Annotated in this window: 16 protein-coding genes; 9 read left to right on the forward strand and 7 right to left on the reverse strand. The window is 74.6% G+C overall.

Annotated elements, in window-relative coordinates; all coding sequences use genetic code 11:
* Window positions 1-315: 315 nt before the first annotated feature.
* From ACFXHB_RS41055 to ACFXHB_RS41065, 3 genes are all read right to left on the reverse strand, one after another.
* On the reverse strand, window positions 316-1752 hold the full coding sequence (locus ACFXHB_RS41055) for a SufS family cysteine desulfurase (RefSeq protein ID WP_380581678.1): 1437 nt from the start codon (window positions 1750-1752) through the stop codon (window positions 316-318).
* A complete protein-coding gene (locus tag ACFXHB_RS41060; protein WP_380581680.1) occupies window positions 1739-3157 on the reverse strand; it encodes a family 2B encapsulin nanocompartment shell protein in 1419 nt (472 codons plus the stop codon). Before ACFXHB_RS41060 ends, ACFXHB_RS41055 begins: the two co-directional genes overlap by 14 nt.
* Window positions 3158-3484: 327 nt before the next feature.
* Window positions 3485-4609: a DUF1152 domain-containing protein gene (locus ACFXHB_RS41065; protein WP_380581682.1), complete on the reverse strand. Its 1125-nt coding sequence runs from the start codon at window positions 4607-4609 to the stop codon at window positions 3485-3487.
* A gap of 228 nt (window positions 4610-4837) precedes the next feature.
* Here ACFXHB_RS41065 and ACFXHB_RS41070 point away from each other — a divergent pair, with 228 nt between their 5' ends.
* Window positions 4838-6244 (forward strand): STM4012 family radical SAM protein, encoded by a 1407-nt coding sequence (locus ACFXHB_RS41070; protein ID WP_380581684.1) that lies wholly within the window; start codon window positions 4838-4840, stop codon window positions 6242-6244.
* Between the two features lie 121 nt (window positions 6245-6365).
* Here the strand turns inward: ACFXHB_RS41070 and ACFXHB_RS41075 are convergent, their stop codons facing one another.
* From ACFXHB_RS41075 to ACFXHB_RS41085, 3 genes are all read right to left on the reverse strand, one after another.
* Window positions 6366-7271, reverse strand: coding sequence for a DMT family transporter (locus ACFXHB_RS41075; protein ID WP_380581686.1), 906 nt, complete (start codon window positions 7269-7271; stop codon window positions 6366-6368).
* Window positions 7272-7520: 249 nt separating this feature from the next.
* The gene (locus ACFXHB_RS41080) at window positions 7521-8006 is read right to left on the reverse strand and encodes an ATP-binding protein (RefSeq protein WP_380581688.1); all 486 of its coding nucleotides are present in this window, start codon (window positions 8004-8006) and stop codon (window positions 7521-7523) included.
* 158 nt (window positions 8007-8164) lie between these two features.
* Entirely contained in the window at window positions 8165-8554 is a 390-nt protein-coding gene (locus tag ACFXHB_RS41085; protein WP_380581690.1) for a hypothetical protein, read from the reverse strand.
* Between the two features lie 469 nt (window positions 8555-9023).
* Between ACFXHB_RS41085 and sigK the strand changes: the two genes are divergently transcribed.
* The 5 genes from sigK to ACFXHB_RS41110 all read left to right on the forward strand — a co-directional run bounded on the left by sigK (window position 9024) and on the right by ACFXHB_RS41110 (window position 12325).
* Window positions 9024-9608: an ECF RNA polymerase sigma factor SigK gene (gene sigK, locus ACFXHB_RS41090; RefSeq protein ID WP_380581692.1), complete on the forward strand. Its 585-nt coding sequence runs from the start codon at window positions 9024-9026 to the stop codon at window positions 9606-9608.
* Entirely contained in the window at window positions 9605-10381 is a 777-nt protein-coding gene (locus tag ACFXHB_RS41095) for an anti-sigma factor domain-containing protein (protein WP_380581694.1), read from the forward strand. Before sigK ends, ACFXHB_RS41095 begins: the two co-directional genes overlap by 4 nt.
* Before the next feature lie 284 nt (window positions 10382-10665).
* Window positions 10666-11205 carry a hypothetical protein gene (locus ACFXHB_RS41100; RefSeq protein WP_380581696.1) on the forward strand — a complete coding sequence of 180 codons (540 nt, stop codon included), beginning with the start codon at window positions 10666-10668 and terminating at the stop codon, window positions 11203-11205.
* Window positions 11202-11618 (forward strand): tail fiber domain-containing protein, encoded by a 417-nt coding sequence (locus tag ACFXHB_RS41105; RefSeq protein ID WP_380581698.1) that lies wholly within the window; start codon window positions 11202-11204, stop codon window positions 11616-11618. The genes ACFXHB_RS41100 and ACFXHB_RS41105 overlap by 4 nt, the downstream gene beginning before the upstream one ends.
* A complete protein-coding gene (locus tag ACFXHB_RS41110) occupies window positions 11615-12325 on the forward strand; it encodes a 2OG-Fe(II) oxygenase (RefSeq protein WP_380581700.1) in 711 nt (236 codons plus the stop codon). Before ACFXHB_RS41105 ends, ACFXHB_RS41110 begins: the two co-directional genes overlap by 4 nt.
* A gap of 49 nt (window positions 12326-12374) precedes the next feature.
* Here ACFXHB_RS41110 and ACFXHB_RS41115 read toward each other — a convergent pair whose 3' ends face one another.
* Entirely contained in the window at window positions 12375-13019 is a 645-nt protein-coding gene (locus tag ACFXHB_RS41115; protein ID WP_380581702.1) for an SRPBCC family protein, read from the reverse strand.
* 159 nt (window positions 13020-13178) lie between these two features.
* On the opposite strand from ACFXHB_RS41115, the gene ACFXHB_RS41120 reads away from it, so the two are divergent.
* From ACFXHB_RS41120 to ACFXHB_RS41130, 3 genes are all read left to right on the forward strand, one after another.
* The gene (locus ACFXHB_RS41120) at window positions 13179-13835 is read left to right on the forward strand and encodes a TetR/AcrR family transcriptional regulator (RefSeq protein ID WP_380581704.1); all 657 of its coding nucleotides are present in this window, start codon (window positions 13179-13181) and stop codon (window positions 13833-13835) included.
* A 138-nt stretch (window positions 13836-13973) separates the two neighbouring features.
* Complete coding sequence (locus ACFXHB_RS41125; RefSeq protein ID WP_380581706.1) at window positions 13974-14483, forward strand: DinB family protein; 510 nt, start codon at window positions 13974-13976, stop codon at window positions 14481-14483.
* A 253-nt stretch (window positions 14484-14736) separates the two neighbouring features.
* Window positions 14737-17466: a M4 family metallopeptidase gene (locus tag ACFXHB_RS41130; RefSeq protein WP_380581708.1), complete on the forward strand. Its 2730-nt coding sequence runs from the start codon at window positions 14737-14739 to the stop codon at window positions 17464-17466.
* The last annotated feature ends 73 nt before the right edge of the window (window positions 17467-17539 follow it).

A 17539-nucleotide genomic window follows, 5' to 3' on the forward strand; every position in this document is an offset into this window, starting at 1 on the left:
GCCGTGGACGGACCGGCGGACCGGTTGCCGCTGTCCGGCGAGTACCCCGAAGCGACCGGGTCACGCCGGTCCGTCGCCGGGAGGGACGTCAACTGTGCCGACCACCGGTCGAATTGACGTGTCGCGGCAGTGCGGCGGATCTCGGGCGGAGCGGCCGGGAGCGCCGGTCGGCCACGCCGCGCGAACGGTGACGACGCCGGCGCGCGGTCCGGCCCGGCGGGCGCACCGCCGCCCCGGGACCGGTCGGTCCCGGGGCGGCGGCGTCCGGCGGACGGGCGGTGGTGCCCGGTTGCCGTCCACCGGTGCCGGTCCGCGCTATCCGGCCGAGGCCGCCTGGATCCCCTGGAGGGCGGCCACCAGGGCGTCCACGTCCTGCACGGTGTTGTACAGGGCCAGCGAGGCCCGGACGGCGCTCCGCAGCCCGAAGGCGGCGAGCGCCGGCTGCGCGCAGTGGTGCCCGGCGCGGACCGCGATGCCCTGTTGGTCGAGCGCGCCGGCGACGGCCATCGGGTCGGTGCCGGCGAGCAGGAAGGTCAGCACGCCGATCTTCCCCGGCGCGTCGCCGACCAGGCGCAGCCCGGGGACGGTCGCCAGCGCGCCCAGGGCGTACGCGGTGAGCTGCTCCTCGTACCCGGTGGCGGCCGGCCGGTCCAGCCCGGCCAGGTACCGCAGGGCCGCCCGCAGGCCGGCGACCCCGGCGATGTGACCGGTGCCCGCCTCCAGCCGGTGCGGGACGGGGGCGTACGAGGTCTCCTCGAAGCTCACCGAGTCGATCATGTTGCCGCCGCCCTGCCACGGGGGCATGGCCTCCAGCAGTTCGCGCTTGCCGAAGAGCACGCCGATGCCGGTCGGGGCGAAGATCTTGTGCCCCGAGAAGGCGTAGAAGTCGGCGTCCAGCGCGGTGACGTCCACCGGGAAGTGGCTCACCGCCTGCGCGCCGTCCACCAGGACCCGGGCGCCGTACCGGTGCGCCAGCGCGGTCATCTCGGCCACCGGCGGGACCGTCCCCAGCACGTTCGAGGCGTGCGTGAGCGCGACCAGCTTGGTCCGCGAGCCGAGCAGGTCCCGGTAGGCGTCCTGGTCCAGCTGCCCGTCCGGGAGCAGCGGGATCGGCCGGATCCGCGCCCGGCGCTCCTTGGCGATCAACTGCCAGGGCACCAGGTTGGAGTGGTGCTCGGCGGCCGAGACCAGGATCTCGTCGCCCACCCCCAGGTTGGCGCGGCCCCAGGACTGCGCCACCAGGTTGACGGCCTCGGTGGTGCCCCGGACGAAGACGATCTCGCCGGCGTCCTGGGTGCCGAGCAGCCGGGCGGCCTCCTCGCGGCCCTCCTCGTAGACCTGGGTGGCCTGCTTGGCGAGGGTGTGCGCGCCGCGGTGGACGTTGGAGGTGCCCGTCGCGCAGTGCTCGGCGACGGCCTCGACCACCTGGCGCGGCTTGAGCGTGGTGGCGCCGTTGTCCAGCCAGACCAGTGGGCGGCCGTTCACCTCCCGGTGCAGCTGCGGGAAGTCCCGTCGGACGGCCTCGACGTCGAAGCCGCCCGGCGGCGCGGCCGGTGGTGCGGCGGGAGCGGCCGGGACCGTCCGGTCCGGCTGCGGCGGCAGCCAGTAGCGGGGGCCGCCCGCCAGGTGCGCCAGCGCCTCGGGCACCGGCACCCCGCCCGGCAGCGGCCCGCCCGGGTACCCGGCACCGGCCGGCGGCCGGGCCGCCCCGGCGATCCCGGTGCCGCGCCCGAATCCGTCAGGAGTAGTCATGGTAGTTGGACACCTCGACGTTCTGGAGCACGGCGATGGCGTCGTCCACCAGCGCGGCGGCCGAGAAGTAACTGGTCACCAGGTACGAGGTGATGGCCTGTCGGTCGACACCCATCGCCCGCACCGACAGGCCGGGCTCCACCTCGTCCGGGACCTTCGACGGGCGCAGGCCCACCACGCCCTGGCGGTCCTCGCCGACGCGCATCAGCAGGATGTTGGTGGTGCCGGGCGCGGAGGTCGCCGAGCCCTTCAGGTCCAGCTTGTCGGAGGGCAGCAGCGGTACGCCGCGCCAGGTCAGGAACGGGCTGCCGAAGAGCTCCACGATCTGCGGCGGCACCCCGCGCCGGGTGCACTCACGCCCGAACGCGGCGATCGCCCTCGGGTGGGCGAGGAAGAACGCCGGCTGCTTCCAGACCCGGGAGAGCAGCTCGTCCATGTCGTCCGGGGTCGGCGCGCCCCGGCGGGGGCGGACCCGCTGGCTCGGCACGACGTTGTTGAGCAGCCCGTACTCGGGGTGGTTGAGCATCTCCCACTCCTGGCGCTCGCGGAGCGCCTCGGTGGTCAGCCGCAGCTGCGCCTGGACCTGGTCGATCGAGGAGTTGTAGACGTCCGAGACCCGGGTGTGCACCTTGAGGACGGTCTGCGCGATGCTCAACTCGTACTCGCGGGGGCCCTCCTCGTAGTCCACGAAGGTCTCCGGCAGGTAGGGCTCGCCGGAGTGGCCCGAGGTCAGGTCGATCGGGTGCTCGCGGTCGGCGGGCTGCCGGCCGTCGGCCTGGAAGGCGTCCAGCTGGGCCCGCAACGACGGTTCACGGTCGGCGAGTTCGACCAGCGTCCGGCGGTCGAGGGAGAGCACGGTACACGAGCTGACCGCCGTGACCCGGTAGGGCATCGGGGCCCCGCCGGCCCACGCCGTCGCGTCGAAGTAGTCACCGTCACCGAGGACGGCGACCAGGGCGTCCGCGCCGTACTCCCCGGTGGCGCGCTTCTCGGCGCGACCGGACGCGATGATGTGCAGCTGGTCGGCGGGAGCCCCGGCGTCGACGATCGGCTCGCCGGGGGCGACCTCGCGCTCGACGAAGGCGTTGGCGAGGGCGGTGAGCAGGGGGCTGTCCACCTGGCTGAGGAAGGGCAGTTCACGGAGGTCCTCGGCGACCACCCGGGAGGTGTTGTCGCCGTCGACGTAGGTGCTGATCTGCCCGTCGCCGAGGATGAACCCCCGGCGGCGGTTGACGCGGTAGACCCCGGCCTCCAGGTCCACCCAGGGCAGCGAGCGCAGCAGGTAGCGGGGGGTGATCCCGAGCATCTGCGGCGCGGTCTTGGTGGTGGTGGCGAGGTTCCTGGCGGCGGAGGTGCTGAGACTCTGCCGGCTCGGCTGACTCTGCTGAACGGTCTCGGTCGTCATCGCTGGTCCCTGTTCTGGTCGGAAGAACTGAGTGAGCGTCAAATCCACTGCGGGAGACGGAGATCGGGTGTCTCCGACGCCGTGACGATTGTTGCGGCCGTTCGGCGGTGCCGTGTGCGTGTTCGAATAGGGGTGATTGGTTCCGGTGTAGAACATCGAGGAGTCGGTCTCGCCAAACTCACTCGAATGGATGAATCTATCCATAAGCCGGTGTGAGATGTTCGAAAGTCGAACTTGGGAACCGGCCCAGTTCGGGGGCGGTGCGGGCCGGTCGACGGCGCCGAAGACGGGGCCGAAGACGGGGCCGGCCGGCGCCGTGCCGCGCGGTCACGCGCCGTGCCGAGCGGTCACCCCGCCGTGTCGCGCGGTCACCGTCCAGAGCGGGAACGCCTCCGGCGCCGACCCGGCGGCGAGCGTGCGCAGATCCCGGTCGCCGAGCGCGAATTCCTCCGCGACCCGGCGCCGGGTGACCAGGGTGACGTCCTGCCGCCGCAGGTCCGCCTGCCAGTCGGCGAAGCGGGCGGGCAGCTCCGCCGCACCCGGTGCGACCTCGGCGAGGGGGCGGAAGGAGGCCGCCCGGTCGCGTTCGCGGGCGATCTCGGAGAAGCCGCAGATCTCGACGCTCGCCCGTTCGGCGTCCGCCAGGTTGCCGCGGTCCGCCAGGGTGGCGCGGTCGGTCAGCCGGCGGGCGAGCGGATTGGCGGCGAGCGCCCGGCCGAGGTCGAGCCGGTGCACCCCGGCGCTGCGGTCGTCGAGGCGCAGCGGCTCGGGGACGTCCCGGATGGCGCAGCGGCCGCGCGCCCCCCGGGCGGCGGCGGCCAGCATCGCGCTCGCCTCGGACGGATGCCAGTCGAAGATGCGGCGGACCGGTTCGGTGTGCGCGGCCGCGAGCGTGAAGGCGGCCGGGGGGAGCCGGCCGAACAGCTCGCGCTCCGGGATCTCCCGGTCCAGGCCCGGGCCGGCGATCCAGACCTCGGTGGGCAGCCCGGTGCGGGCGCAGGCGGCCAGCACCAGGGCGTCGCCGAGCGGGCTGCGCAGGGTCGGCTCGGTGCCGTCGGTGAGGATGTCGCCGCCGACGTCGACCACGTCGACGCGCGGTGCCCCGCAGTACTCGGCGGCGGCCGCGATGGTGCGGGCCAGCCCGGCCGTGCCCTCGTACGGGTCGAGCAGTCCGAGCTCGACGGGCAGGTCGGCGGCCAGGCGGGGGAGGGAGGAGCCGGCCGGGGGGATCGGCGCGGTCCGCGCGGTGACCAGGTCCAGGTGCGGCAGCGGTGTCCGCAGCCCGGTGAGGTGGGCGCGGCCGCGCGGACCGGGCAGCGGGTCGACGACCAGCCGCTCCCAGGAGTAGGTGAGGACGAGCGCGGGCGCGGCCGGACCGTACAGCGCCGAGTGCAGCATGACGGCGGCGATGGCGTCCCCGCCGCCGCCGGCCGCGATCAGAAGTCGCTTCATGACGACCATGGTTACCGGGTGGTGGAGTCAAGCACCAGATCTGCACGAACAATTGACCCGACGACAGGTTCTCCAGCGTGCGAACCTCTCATTTCCCCGTCCGGGCGCCTCCCGCGGCTCGGAGGTTCGCCCTCCTGACCCGGGGCTTCGCGCCGCTTAGCGTCATCTCCCGGGCTTGACCGGAAGTTGACCGGAAGTTGACCGAAGCGAACGGGAGCCACCAACTCGATGAGCAACTCCTCCCCCCTGCTCCACCTCGTCCCCCGTCCCGCCGATCACGGCGCCGGACCCGAGGACGCCCTCGACACCCCCTACCGGCAGTACGTCTACGCCTACCCGCACCAGAAGTCCTACCGGACCCTGAGCGACGGCCCGCCGCTCACCGACATCTGGGCCGACGAGCGGCTGGACGCCCTCTCGCTCTACGTCCACGTGCCGTTCTGCGAGATGCGCTGCGGCTTCTGCAACCTGTTCACCCGCACCGGCGCCCCCGAGCAGATCACCACCGCCTGGCTGGACACGCTGGCCCGGCAGGCCCGGGTGACCAGGGACGCGCTGGAGGCACAGGGCCGCGAGATCCGCTTCACCCTGGCCGCGTTCGGCGGTGGCACACCCACCTACCTGACGGCCGCCGAGCTGACCCGGCTGGCCGACCTGTGCGAGAACGTCATGGGAGCCGACCTGAAGGCCGTCCCCTGGTCGGTGGAGACCTCGCCCGCCACCGCGACCCCGGACCGGATCGCCGTCCTCGCCGAGCGCGGCGCGACCCGGGTCAGCATCGGGGTGCAGACCTTCCTGGAGGACGAGGCCAGGGCGGCGGTCCGGCCGCAGAAGCGGGCCGAGGTCGACGCGGCGCTCACCCGGCTGAAGGCGGCCGCCTTCCCCATCCTCAACATCGACCTCATCTACGGGATCCAGGGCCAGACCGAGCGGAGCTTCCGGACCTCCCTCGACGCGGCGCTGGGCTGGGAGCCCGAGGAGATCTACCTGTACCCGCTGTACGTCCGCCCGCTCACCGGGCTCGACGGACGGCACGCGGACACCGGTGAGAGCTGGGACGAACAGCGCCTGCGGCTCTACCGGTTCGGCCGTGACCACCTGCTGGCCGCCGGGTACCGGCAGACCTCGATGCGGGTGTTCCGGCGCAGCGGCACCGCGGCCGTCGAGCAGGCCGACGACGCGGGCATCAGCGAGTACAACCAGCAGGCGGGCATGGTCGGACTGGGCGTCGGCGCCCGATCCTTCACCACCGGGCTGCACTACACCACCGACTACGCGGTCGCCGTGCCGGAGGTCCGCCGGATCCTCGACGACTACATCGCCACCCCGACCGAGGACTTCGGGCGCGCCCAGTGGGCGTTCGCGATGGACGAGGACGAACGCCGCCGGATGTACCTGCTGCAGACGCTGCTGGAGAGCGGCGGCACCGTCGTCGAGCACTACCGGCGGCAGTTCGGTGCCGCGCCCGCCGAGCAGTTCCCGGCGCAGTTCGCCACCCTCGCCGGGCGGGGCTGGCTCACCGGGACCGACACCCTGCGGCTCACGGCCGAGGGCATGGCCTGGGCGGACGCGGTCGGCCCGCTGTTCTTCTCCGACCGGGTCCGGACGGCCATGGCGGCCTACCGGGACCGCTGACCGGACGGGCCGCCACGGATCCCGTCCGTGGCGGCCCCAGGCCCCAGGCCCCAGGCCCCTCGCTCCTGGCTCCTCGCTCCTGGCTCCTCGCTCCTGGCTCCTCGCTCGCGGTGACGGTCGGTCAGAGCGACTCGGCGGTCGGTCGCGGCCGGCCGCGCACCGGCACCGCGACCACCAGCAGGCCGCCCAGCAGCAGCGCCATGCCCAGCACCGCCCAGCCGCCCGGCCGTTCGCCCAGCAGCAGCACCCCCAGCAGCGCGGCCACCAGCGGTTCGGCCAGGCTGAGCGTCCCGGTGGTGGCCGCGCCGATCTGCCGGGCACCCCGGGTGAAGAGCAGATAGCCCAGGGCCGTCGTGCCCAGCGCCAGCCAGCCGATCAGCGCCAGCGCCCGGGGCGAACCCAGCCCCGCCGGGGCGGCCGCGATCCACGGCGCCACCAGCAGGCCGGCGCCCAGCACGCTCACCGGCGCGGCCGCGCTCGGCTCGGCGCCCGCCGCGGCCAGCCGCTTGCCCGCGACGATGTAGACCCCGAAGGAGGCCCCCGCCACCGCCGCGAGCAGCACGCCCGGCAGGTCCGTGCGGCCACCGCTGCCGGGCAGCAGCAGGAGGCCGATCCCGGCGACGGCGAAGGCCGTCCCGCCGTACCAGGCGGCGCCCAGCCGCTCGCCCTGCACCAGCCGGGCGCAGAGCCCGGAGACCATCGGGACGGTGCCGAAGGCGACGGCGGTGGCGACCGCGGCGCCCGTCCGGTCCACGGCGGGCAGGAAGGCGGCCTGGAACAGTGCCGTGACGGCCACGCTCAGCAGCAGCCAGGACCGGGCACCCGGTCGCCACAGGGTCCGCAGCCCCGCCGGCCGCACCGCGACCGCGCACAGCACCACCCCGCCCAGCAGCATCCGGCAGGACCCGAGCGCCACCGGGTCCACCCCGGCGTCCGCGAGCAGCTGGGCCGGCCCGACCGTTCCCCACAGACACGCCGCCGCCAGTACCGGCACCACCCCGGCCCGTACGGCCTCTCCGCCAGCCACCCCGCGCTCCCCCTCGCCCGCCGCCACCGGCGGTGATGCCGGCTCCGAGGAACCCTAGGCGGGCCCGCCGGGCAGGCCAATTGGGGAAATCCCTTGACCACGGACCGCCCGGCGGTCGAAAGCACGGACCTTCCGCCAAGGCCGGCCCGCCGCGTGGGCCGCGCCGCCGCTGCCGTCCCGCGCACCTTCCAGGCCCGGCCCGTCCGGAGCTCGTCCGCCCCCGACCGGCGTGCTCCCGTGACGGGAGCGTCACCAGCGGCGGGTCCGGCCGGGGCGGGCCGCGGTGGGCCGCCCCGCTGCCGCGGCGGGGCCCCGTGCCGCCGTGAGGTGCGCGTGGACGGTCTTGCCGCTGCCGGGATCGAGGGTGGTGTAGACGATGTCGCAGAGGGCGGCCACCAGGCGGAGTCCGAGGCCGTTCGTCGTGCTGCCCGGCTCGGTCAGGCGGGGGACCGGCAGGAGGCGGCTGGTGTCGCTGACGGTCACGTCGATGCCGGTGGCGTCACGGGCGAGGCGGACGCTCCCGGGGCCTTCGGTGTGGCGGACGGCATTGGTCACCAGTTCGCTGACGACCAGGAGGGCGTCCTCCCGCAGGGCCGGCGGGACCCGGGCGTGGGTCAGGAAGGCGAGGGCGTGCGCGCGGACCTCGGCGACGCAGGCGGGTCGGCCCGGGAAGCGGTCGGTCCAGGCGGATTGCGCGGTCGGGGCGGGGGCGGGGAAGGGGGCGATGGTGGTCATGGCCTGACGGCCTTTCGGGAGACGGCCGCGGCGGGGCGGTCGTTGACGGAGCGTTCGGTGCCGGGGCGTTCGGTGCCGGGGCGTTCGAACGGGGCGGGCGGCGCCACGCCGCCCGCCGGTGCTCGGTCGGGGTGTCGTGGTGGTGGCCGGGGCAGGGGTCAGCGGCAGTACCAGCCGGCCGGGGTCCAGACGCGTTCCCAGTGTGCCGGGGTCCACTTCTGCTGCCAGTCGGCCTTGTGCCAGACCTTGTGCCAGTAGCCGTGCTGCCAGTGGTGGTGGGTGTCCCACCAGCCCGGGTGCCACTCCTGCTGCCAGTGGCCGGGCTGCCAGACCTGCTGCCAGTGGCCGGGCACCAGCTTGTTCTCCCAGTGCGCCGGGTACCAGCGGCACTGCTGCTGATGCTGCGAGTCGTGCTGGGCGGTCGTCCGGACGCTGTTCGCGGTGGTGGCGGACGCCGATGTGGCGGACGTCGCGATGGCGGCACCACCGCCCAGCATCACGCAGGTGGCGGCGACGGCCAGCGGCTTCCTGATCCGCATCGTTCGCATGGCCCCTCCTCCTTCCTGATCGAATGTCATCCGGTGCCGACCGTGGCCCCGTTCGGGCCGTCGGCCGGTGGGCCGGATCGAGTCTCTCTGCCACTGATTCGTACGGCGCCCCAGCGGTGGACTGGTCCGATGGGCATCGAATGTGATGAAAGGTTCAACTCTTTACCCCTTTGTCCGCTCCCCATCCCGTCCCCGGACCCGCCCGCCCGCGCACCGCGCGCCCACTCGCCGAATCCCCGGCGGACCCACTCCGCCGGGGTTGATCCGGCGGAAGACCAGTCCGCCACCGGGGTCGGGTACGAATCACTCGCGCGGGGCCCCGGATGCCCGGCTCCGCACGGTGCCCGGCCGCTCGCCGGCGCGCAGGAGTCGATCTTCGGAGGTGAGGGGCAGTGGCTGAGCCCACCGTCCTGGCCGTGCGGTCCGGACCCCGGCGGGGCCGGGACCGCGCCCGGCGAGGGGAGCTGTGGTGCCCGAGCCGCTAGCGGTACCCGATCCCCCCACCGCGGACCGGCACCTGGGGGAGCTGGTGGCCCGGACGGCGGTCGGCGACCACGAGGCCTACCGGACGCTCTACCGGGCACTGACCGGGCGGGTGCTCGGCGTGGTCCGGCGGATCCTGCGGGACCAGGCGCAGTCCGAGGAGGTCGCGCAGGAGGTCATGTTGGAGGTCTGGCGTTCGGCCGCCCGCTACCGGCCCGAACGGGGCGGCGTCGCCGCGTGGGTGCTGACCATGGCCCACCACCGGGCCGTCGACCGGGTGCGGCGTTCGGAGGCCGAGACCGCCCGCGAGGAGAAGGCCGCCGCCTCCTCGCAGGAGCGGGCCTTCGACGAGGTCTCCGAGCAGATCGAGAACCGTCTGGAACGCGAACGGGTACGCCGCTGCCTGGGCCGGCTCACCGATCTGCAGCGCCAGTCGCTGGTCCTGGCGTACTACCGAGGACTGACCTACGCGCAGGTCGCCGACCTGCTGGAGACGCCGCTGAGCACGGTCAAGACCCGGATGCGGGACGGACTGGTCCGGCTGCGGGACTGCCTGGGGGTCGGATCATGAGCACCTTCGACGCGCACACGCTCAGTGGCGCCCATGCCCTGCACGCCCTCGACGCCGCCGAGTCGGCGGCCTTCGAGGAACACCTGGCCGGGTGCCCGGCCTGCGCGCAGGAAGCCGTCGACTTCGCCGAGACCCTGGCCCGGGTGGCCGCCTCCGACGAGGTCCGGCTGCCCGCCGGCATGGAGGACCGGGCGATGGCCGCCGTCGCCGGCATCCGCCAGCTCGCCCCGTCCCCGTCCACTCCCTCCCCGCCCGCTCCCTCCCCTCCGGCCCTGTCCCCGCCCGCCCCGGCGCCGGGCCGGCCCCGCCGCCGGCGGGGCGCGCGCGACCTCGTGCTGGCCGCCTGTCTCGCGCTCTCGGCGGTGGCCGGTGTGACCGCCCTCCAGCAGCACGACCAGGCCGAGCGTGCCCGCGCCGCCGCCGCACGCGACCGCTCCGAACTCCACACCGTCGCCGAGCTGGTCACCGCCCCCGACGCCCGGGCGCGCACCGCCGATTCCACGGCCGGCAGTGGGACGGTTGTCTGGTCCGACACGCGCAACCAGGCGGCCTTCCTCAGCACCGGGCTGGCGCCTCTGCCGCCCGACCGCGTCTACGAGCTCTGGTACATCGACGACGCGCCGCGCCCGGCCGGGCTGCTCCGTGACAGCCAGGGGGCGCAGGTGCTCGTCGGCCCCCTGGACCGCTCCTCGGCCGTGGCCGTGACCCAGGAGCCCGCCGGCGGCTCGCTCAGTCCGACCACCGACCCCCTGCTGGTCCTTCGGCTGACCTGACCGCGCACGGTGGCGGCGCACCCCGCGGGCGTACCGCCGGTCGATCGGCAGGGCTCCGTGGGGCCGAAGGAGCCGCTGTCGGCGGCGTTCGTCAGTGTCCTGATGGCTGTTCATCAGATCGCGCGAACTCGTGGTCCTCGGCTGGGTCGGGCCGGACGGACGTGGTTACGCTCGGTCGCGTCGTCCGAACGGGCGACACCCGTCGGGTACCGCAGGCATCCGGGCCGTCCGGGCCGTGCCGTGCCGGGAATCCCCCCGCACGGGCGGTAGGCAGGGGAGTGGACATGGGTTCGGTGGGTCGGAAGACCGTCGCGGTGATGGCCGCGGCCTTGGCGTCGCTGGGCGCGGGAAGCGGTGTCACCGCGTCCGCGACCGCCTCGGCGGCCCCGTCGTGCAGTGGGGCGGAGTGCCCCGACCTGAAGCCGACGAGGCTCACGGCGAGTCAGGCGAGCCTGAACGTCACCCAGATGCAGTTGGAGAACATCCACGCGATGGCGGCCGACGCGGTGACCGGGCAGCCGATCCGCGGCGCCCGGATCGTGTTCGCCACCATCGGGGGCCGGACGCTGGGCGCGGCCTATACGGACTTCGACGGCATCGCCGCGATCACCGCCCCGGAGAACCTGGGACCGGGGACCCTCCAGGAGCTGCTGGGCGGCTACGAGGCCGCCATGATGGGCGACGGCGTCCACGCCCCGGCCGGCGCCCACGGAGCGATCACCATCGGCATCGACCAGGGGCCCGGCGTCCCCGGTGCGCCGTGCGCCGTGTGCAGCGACCGCGCGCTCAAGCAGGACGTCGTCCCGGTCGACTGGAGCCGGTGACGGTGCGGATCCGCCGCCGGCCGCCGGAGGCGGCCGACCACGCCGCCGCGGAGTGTCGGCCGACCACGCCGCCGGAGCCCGGCGGCCTGGCCCCGGTCGGGACGGTCAACGGCCATCAGGTCCTGGCGCGGGTGGCCGCGCTGCCGATCAGCACCTGGCGCTACCGCTGGGAGCCCGAGGACGTGCGCCACCTCGGGCCGATGGCCCAGGACTGGCACGCCGCCTTCGGCTTCAACCCGGACGACACCACCATCCCCGTCGTCGACGGCCTGGGCGTCACCCTGGTGTGCGTCCAGGCCCTGCACCGGCGGGTGGACGAACTCACCGCCGAAGTGGGGCGGCTGCGGGAGGCCGCGAACGCGACCGGGGCCTCCCGGACCACCCGGGCCGATCCGGAAGGCGGGACAGCGTGACCACCCAGGACACCGCGGCAGCGCGGGAGGCCGTGGCGCAGCAGTGTCCGCCGGTCTCCACCGAGGCGATCTGGCGGGTTCCGGTGACGGTCTGCCGCATCACCCGGTTCCTCGGCGAGCGGACGGCCGGAGCACTGTTGGAACGCGCGATCGCCTCCACCGGCGAGCTGTTGAGGCCCTCCCTGATCGGGGACCGCGAGCTTGCTCCCGAGGTCCGCCGGTCCCGGTCGTACCAGGACTTCGCCGCGCCCGAGTTGATCGCGGCCGTCGAGGAGGTGCGGGAGGCGGTCGAGCACACCCTGGGCGTCTCCTGCCAGTACGCCGAACCCAGTTACGGTCTCAACGTGCACAACGACGGCGACTTCTACCGGGCGCACCAGGACAGCAGCGCCGAGTACTCCCCCCGGCGGCTGCTCACCTTCGTCTACTACCTGCACCGCACGCCCCGGCCCTTCACGGGGGGCGAGCTGCGGGTGTTCGACGCCGCCCTGCCGTTGTACGCGGCGACCACCGGGGACTGGGAGCGGCACACCTGGCGGGATTGGGAGCCCGAGCACGACAGCATCGTGTTCTTCCGGCCCACGGCCTGGCACGAGGTACGCCCGGTCGGGTGTCCGAGCGGGCGGCACGAGGACAGCCGCTTCGCCGTCAACGGCTGGCTCTGCGTGCCGGACCCGGCGGACCGAGGGGGCGACGTGAACCCGTAGGCCGCGTCGCCCCCTCGGTGGTCCGTGGACCGCGCCGCCCCGGCGGTGCTCAGTGGCGCGGACCGTGGGCGGCGGCCTCGGCGGTGGCCTTCAGGTCGCGCAGCCAGGATTCGAGGCCCTCCCGGAGGATCCTGGTCGCGGTGGGCACGTCCGCCTCGACCTGGGCCCCGGTGTGGGTCTCCTCGGTGCTCACCCGGACGCCGCCCCTGACCTTGGTGAAGGTCCACACGTGGACGCCCTCGATGCGCAGGCCCTCGCCGATCGCGGGGCCGGTCCAGCGGATGCACGCACCCTGCTCGATCTGCCGGACGGTGGAGGTGATCTCCAGGCTGGTGGCGGGGGTCGAGGGGTTGGGGGGAATCGGGGTCGTCCACCGGAAGGCCGAGCCCGCGCGGAGGCGGCCGTGGTCGAGGCGCTCGGCCGTGGTGACGGGGGGCTGCCAGGACGGCCAGTTCCCGACGTCGGTCTGCAGCTTCCAGACGGTGTGCAGCGGGGCGTCGATCACGATCCCGGTCCGGTGGCGGACCGAGGCGTCGGGGTCGACGCCCGCCCCGCGGCAGGTGAGGGAGGTGCTGTGGCGGGTGGTGGGGGAGTCGGCTGCCCCGGCGGGCGCGGCGGCGGTGCCGAGGAGGCCGAGGACGAGCGGGGCGGTGACCAGGGCGGCGCGGAGGCCGGTGCTGCGGAGGCCGGACACGGAGTTCTCCTCTGTCGGTCGGCGAGCATCGCTCGATAGATGCTCTCGTCTTCGTTAGAAGTTATAACTCCGCACGGAGTGATGGGTCAAGGGAATGAGTGATAGGTTCTCACCAACCCTTGAGGGTGTATCCAGAGGGACGGGAACGGGTGGCGGGCCATGGTGACGACGGGCGCGAACGCGCCGAGGGAGCGCTACCGGGCCCAGGTGCGGGCCGAGATCACCGGGCGCGCCTGGGAGCAGATCGCCACGGCGGGGGCCTCCGCGCTCTCCCTCAACGCGATCGCCAAACAGATGGGCATGAGCGGTCCGGCGCTCTACCGCTACTTCGCCGGCCGCGACGACCTGATCACCGAACTCGTCCGGGAGGCGTACCGCGGCCTCGCCGACACCCTCCGCGCGGCCGCCGGCACCGGCGCCGACCTGGCCGGACTGGCACACGCCCTGCGCGGCTGGGCCCTGGCGGACCCGCAGCGGTACTTCCTCGTCTACGGCACCCCCGTCCCCGGCTACCACGCGCCCGCGGACACCACCGCGATCTCCTCCGAGATCATGACGACCCTGCTCGACGCGTGCGCGGCGCTCGCGCCGGCGGACGGTGCCGAGACATCGTTCGACGGCTATCTGGCGGAGCACCGGGACTGGGCCGCCGGGCACCCGGCCCCGCCCGGGGCCCTGCGCCGGTTCCTGGCCTTCTGGACCCGCCTGCACGGCGTCCTGTCGCTGGAACTCGCCGGCCACTTCGGCGGGATGGGACTCGACCCCGCCCTGCTCTTCGCCGCCGAACTCGACGACCTGCTGGCTCTGCGGGCCTGAGTCCGCGCGCGCCGGGCCGGCCGGCGCGGGTGGTTCACGCGGCGCGGGCCTGTCGGTCCCGGCGCGACGCACTCCGCCGGTCCACAATGCCGGTAGTCGTCCGATGCCGACGGACCGCGCGCCCGGACGGGGAGTCCCATGAAGAGTGCCGATCTGCTCGCCGACGCCTTCGGTCGGGTCCGTGCGGCCGTGCACGACGTGGTGGACGGCCTCACCGCCGAGGAGTTGTCCGCACGGGTCGATCCGGGGGCGAACTCGATCGTCTGGTTGATCTGGCACCTGACCCGCATTCAGGACGACCACATCGCCGACGCCGCCGGTACCGAACAGATCTGGACCGCCCAGGGCTGGTTCGACCGCTTCGCCCTCGGCTTTCCCGCCGCCGCCACCGGTTACGGTCACCGCGCCCGGGACGTCGCGGCCGTGCGGGTCGACTCCGCGGAGCTGCTCACCGGGTACCACGACGCGGTGCACGAGCGCACCCTGTCCTTCGTCGGCGGTCTGACCGGTCCGGCGTTGGACCGGATCGTGGACGAGGCCTGGAGTCCGCCGGTGACCCTGGGCGTGCGCCTGGTCAGCGTGATCTCCGACGACCTCCAGCACATCGGCCAGGCGGCCTTCGTCCGGGGCGTGCTCCGGCGGCGGTGAGCCCCGCGCCCGAGGCCCTCGCGGGACGGCGGCCACCCAGATGTGCCGTCTATCGACATATCTCGCCTGACGACTTATGGTTCTCGTAGTGATCGTCGACGGCCCCGGCCGCCGCGGTGGGCGCGGTTCGGCCTGCCGTCAACTCCTCCGCGCCGCTTGGTCCGTGCGGATCTGACGATCCGTCACAGCGTGTCCGCGCACACAGATCCGCGCCGACGCGAGCATCCGTTCCGCGTTCCCTGGGAGGACCGCAGTGCATCACCGCCATCGCACGCCCAAGGCGCTCGGCGCCGGCCTGGCCGCCGTACTGAGCCTGGGTCTGGCCGGACCGGTCGCCCTGGCCGGACCGGTCGCCCTGGCCGCCCCGGCGACCGAGCCCGACCCCGTGCCCGCCCTGGTGGCCGGTCAGGAGACCACCACCCCACAGCTGGTCACCGGTCTCGACGAGCCGGCCCCCGGCGGTCCGGCGGAGGCCGCGCGGGCGTACCTCGCGGCCCACCCGGAGCGGTACGGGATCGACCCCGGGCAGCTCGCCGAGGTCGGTGCCGAGCGCGACGCCGACGGCCGGAGCACCGTCAGGTTCCAGCAGTACCACGGCGGTGTGCCGGTGCTGGGCGCGCAGTACCTCGTCCACCTCACCGGCGACGGAGCCGGGCAGCGGGTCCGCTCCGCCGGCGGCAAGTACTTCACCGGGCTGACCGCGCCGACCGCCGCCACCGTGCCGGCCGCGGTGCTGCGCGAACTGGCGCTCGGCGAGATCACGGACCGGCGGGCCCGGGCCGGGGCCGCGGTGGAGGACCACGGCCCGGTGGTGCTGCCCGGCGGCGCCGGCCGGCTGGCCCAGCACTTCACCGTGCGGGCGGCCGTCGAGGGCGGCGGGCAGCAGGCCCGCGAGGTCTACGTCGACGCCACCCTCGGGACGGTCGCCCTCTCCTACGAGGCCCGCCCGGCGGCCCCGGCGGCCGGTGCCCGCGTCGCCGGCGCCCCCGCCGCGCCGGCTGCCGGCGAGCCCGCCACCGGCACCGCGCCGGACCTCTCCGGCCGCCGGGTCAAGGTGAACATCACCCGTCTGCCGGACGGGAGTTACCAGCTCGGCGACCTGACCCGGCCGGCCGCGATCACCACCTACGACGCGGCCGGCCGGGCGTCCGGCGAACTCGGCGGCGGGATACCCGCCGACCTCGCCCCGGCACACTCGGCGAGCCCGGACTTCCCGGCCGCCACCGGCACCTCCGGCGCCACCGACGCCCACGTCAACGCCGGGATCGTGTACGACTTCTACCGCGACCGGCTCGGCCGGGAGGGCCTGGACGGCAAGGCCGGACCGATCCTCTCGGTGACCAACGCCTCCGAATGGGGAGAGCCGCTCCCGAACGCGTTCTGGGACGGCGGCAAGATGGTCTACGGCAACGGCGACGCCAAGTACCTGCCCTTCGCCGTCGCGCTCGACGTGGCCGGGCACGAGATGACCCACGGCGTGGTCGAGCGCACCGCCGGGCTGGTCCTGGCCGGCCAGGCCGGCGCGATGGACGAGGCGCTGGCGGACTACTTCGGCAACGCCATCGAGGTCACCGCCCGCGGCATGTCGATGAGCGACCCGAAGGCCGCCCTGCTCGGCGAGAGCCTCTGCCGCACCGGCACCCCGGAGGCCTGCGCGGGCCGCCGGCTGGACGACCACCGCACCACCGTCGACGACTACCTCGGCGTGGGGAACGCGGTCGACAGCGGCGGGGTGCACCTCAACTCCACCATCTTCGGCGGCGCGCTCTGGGACATCCGGCGCACCCTGGACCCGCTCGTCGCGGACCGGGTGATCTACCGCGCGCTCGCCGACTACCTCACCCCGCTGGACGACTTCGTGGCAGGGCGCAACGCCGTCCTCGCGGCCGGCCGGGACCTCAAGCTCAACCAGGCCCAACTCCGTTCGGTGGCGGCCGCGTTCGACGCCCACGGGATCCGGGCCGGCTGGCAGAACCGGATCGGCGTGGACAGCCGGGTGCTGCTGCGCGACGTCTCCGGCCCGGCAGTCCCCGCCGTCGCCAACGGCCGCTGGGTGATGGCCAACGCGACGCGCGACGCCGGCAGCCCCCTGTACACGGGCTCCCTCGCCGGGGGCGGTGCCCCGGTCCGGCTCAGCCCGGTGGACGGCCGCGCGCACAGCTGGCCCGCCACCGACGGCACGACCGCGGTGTGGGTGGCCCTCGGCAGCGACGCCCAGGGCAAGTGGTCGATGGACGTGCTGACCCGCCCGCTGGCCGGCGGCCCCGTCACCACCCTGTTCTCCTCCCCGTCGAGCATGCCGGGTGACGTCCAGGTGTCCGGCGGCGACATCGCCTTCCGGGCCTTCGACCCGGCCGCGAACCGGAGCCGGGCGTACCTGTCCCGCAACGGCGGCCCGGCGGTGCCGGTCCCGGCGGCCGCCGACCACGACGTGTCGGGCGTGACCCTCAAGGACGGCGTCCTCGGCTGGTCCGAGCAGTGGACGGGCGACCAGGGCGACGTCAACGCGCCGACCGTCTACTCGATCGCGCTCGGCAAGGTCACCGCCCAGTACACGGCGGCCGGTCCGAAGGCGTGGATCGGCTCCACCCAGCTCGCGGGCGGGCGACTGCTCTGGGTCGAGACCTCCGGCGACGGCACCAAGCGGCGGTCGGTCCGGTCCGGCGCGCTGGACGGCTCCGGGGTGACCGAGCTGGTGTCCGGCGACGCGCCGAACGCCCCCTCGAACGGGACCCTCACCGCCTCCGACCGGGCCGTCACCTACCAGGTCGGCAGCGACGAGTCCGTCGGCGGCTGGAAGAACGCCACGCTGCCCAAGCTCTGGCAGGTCCCGCTCGTCGGCGGCACGCCCGAGCGGCTCTCCTGCAACCGCGGTGGCCAGTACCTGCCCGCCGCCGAGCGGGGCACCCGGGTGGTCTGGGTGGACGCCACCGCGGGCCGCAGCGACCTGGTGGTCCGCGACCGGCCGGCCGGTACCTGCTGATCCCCCGGCGCACTCCGCGCCCGGCGGCGGGGGGGGGGGCGGGCGGGGCGGGGGGGCGGCCGCCGCGCCCCCC

The organism is Kitasatospora sp. NPDC059327, assembly GCF_042752535.1.
Lineage (GTDB): Bacteria > Actinomycetota > Actinomycetes > Streptomycetales > Streptomycetaceae > Kitasatospora.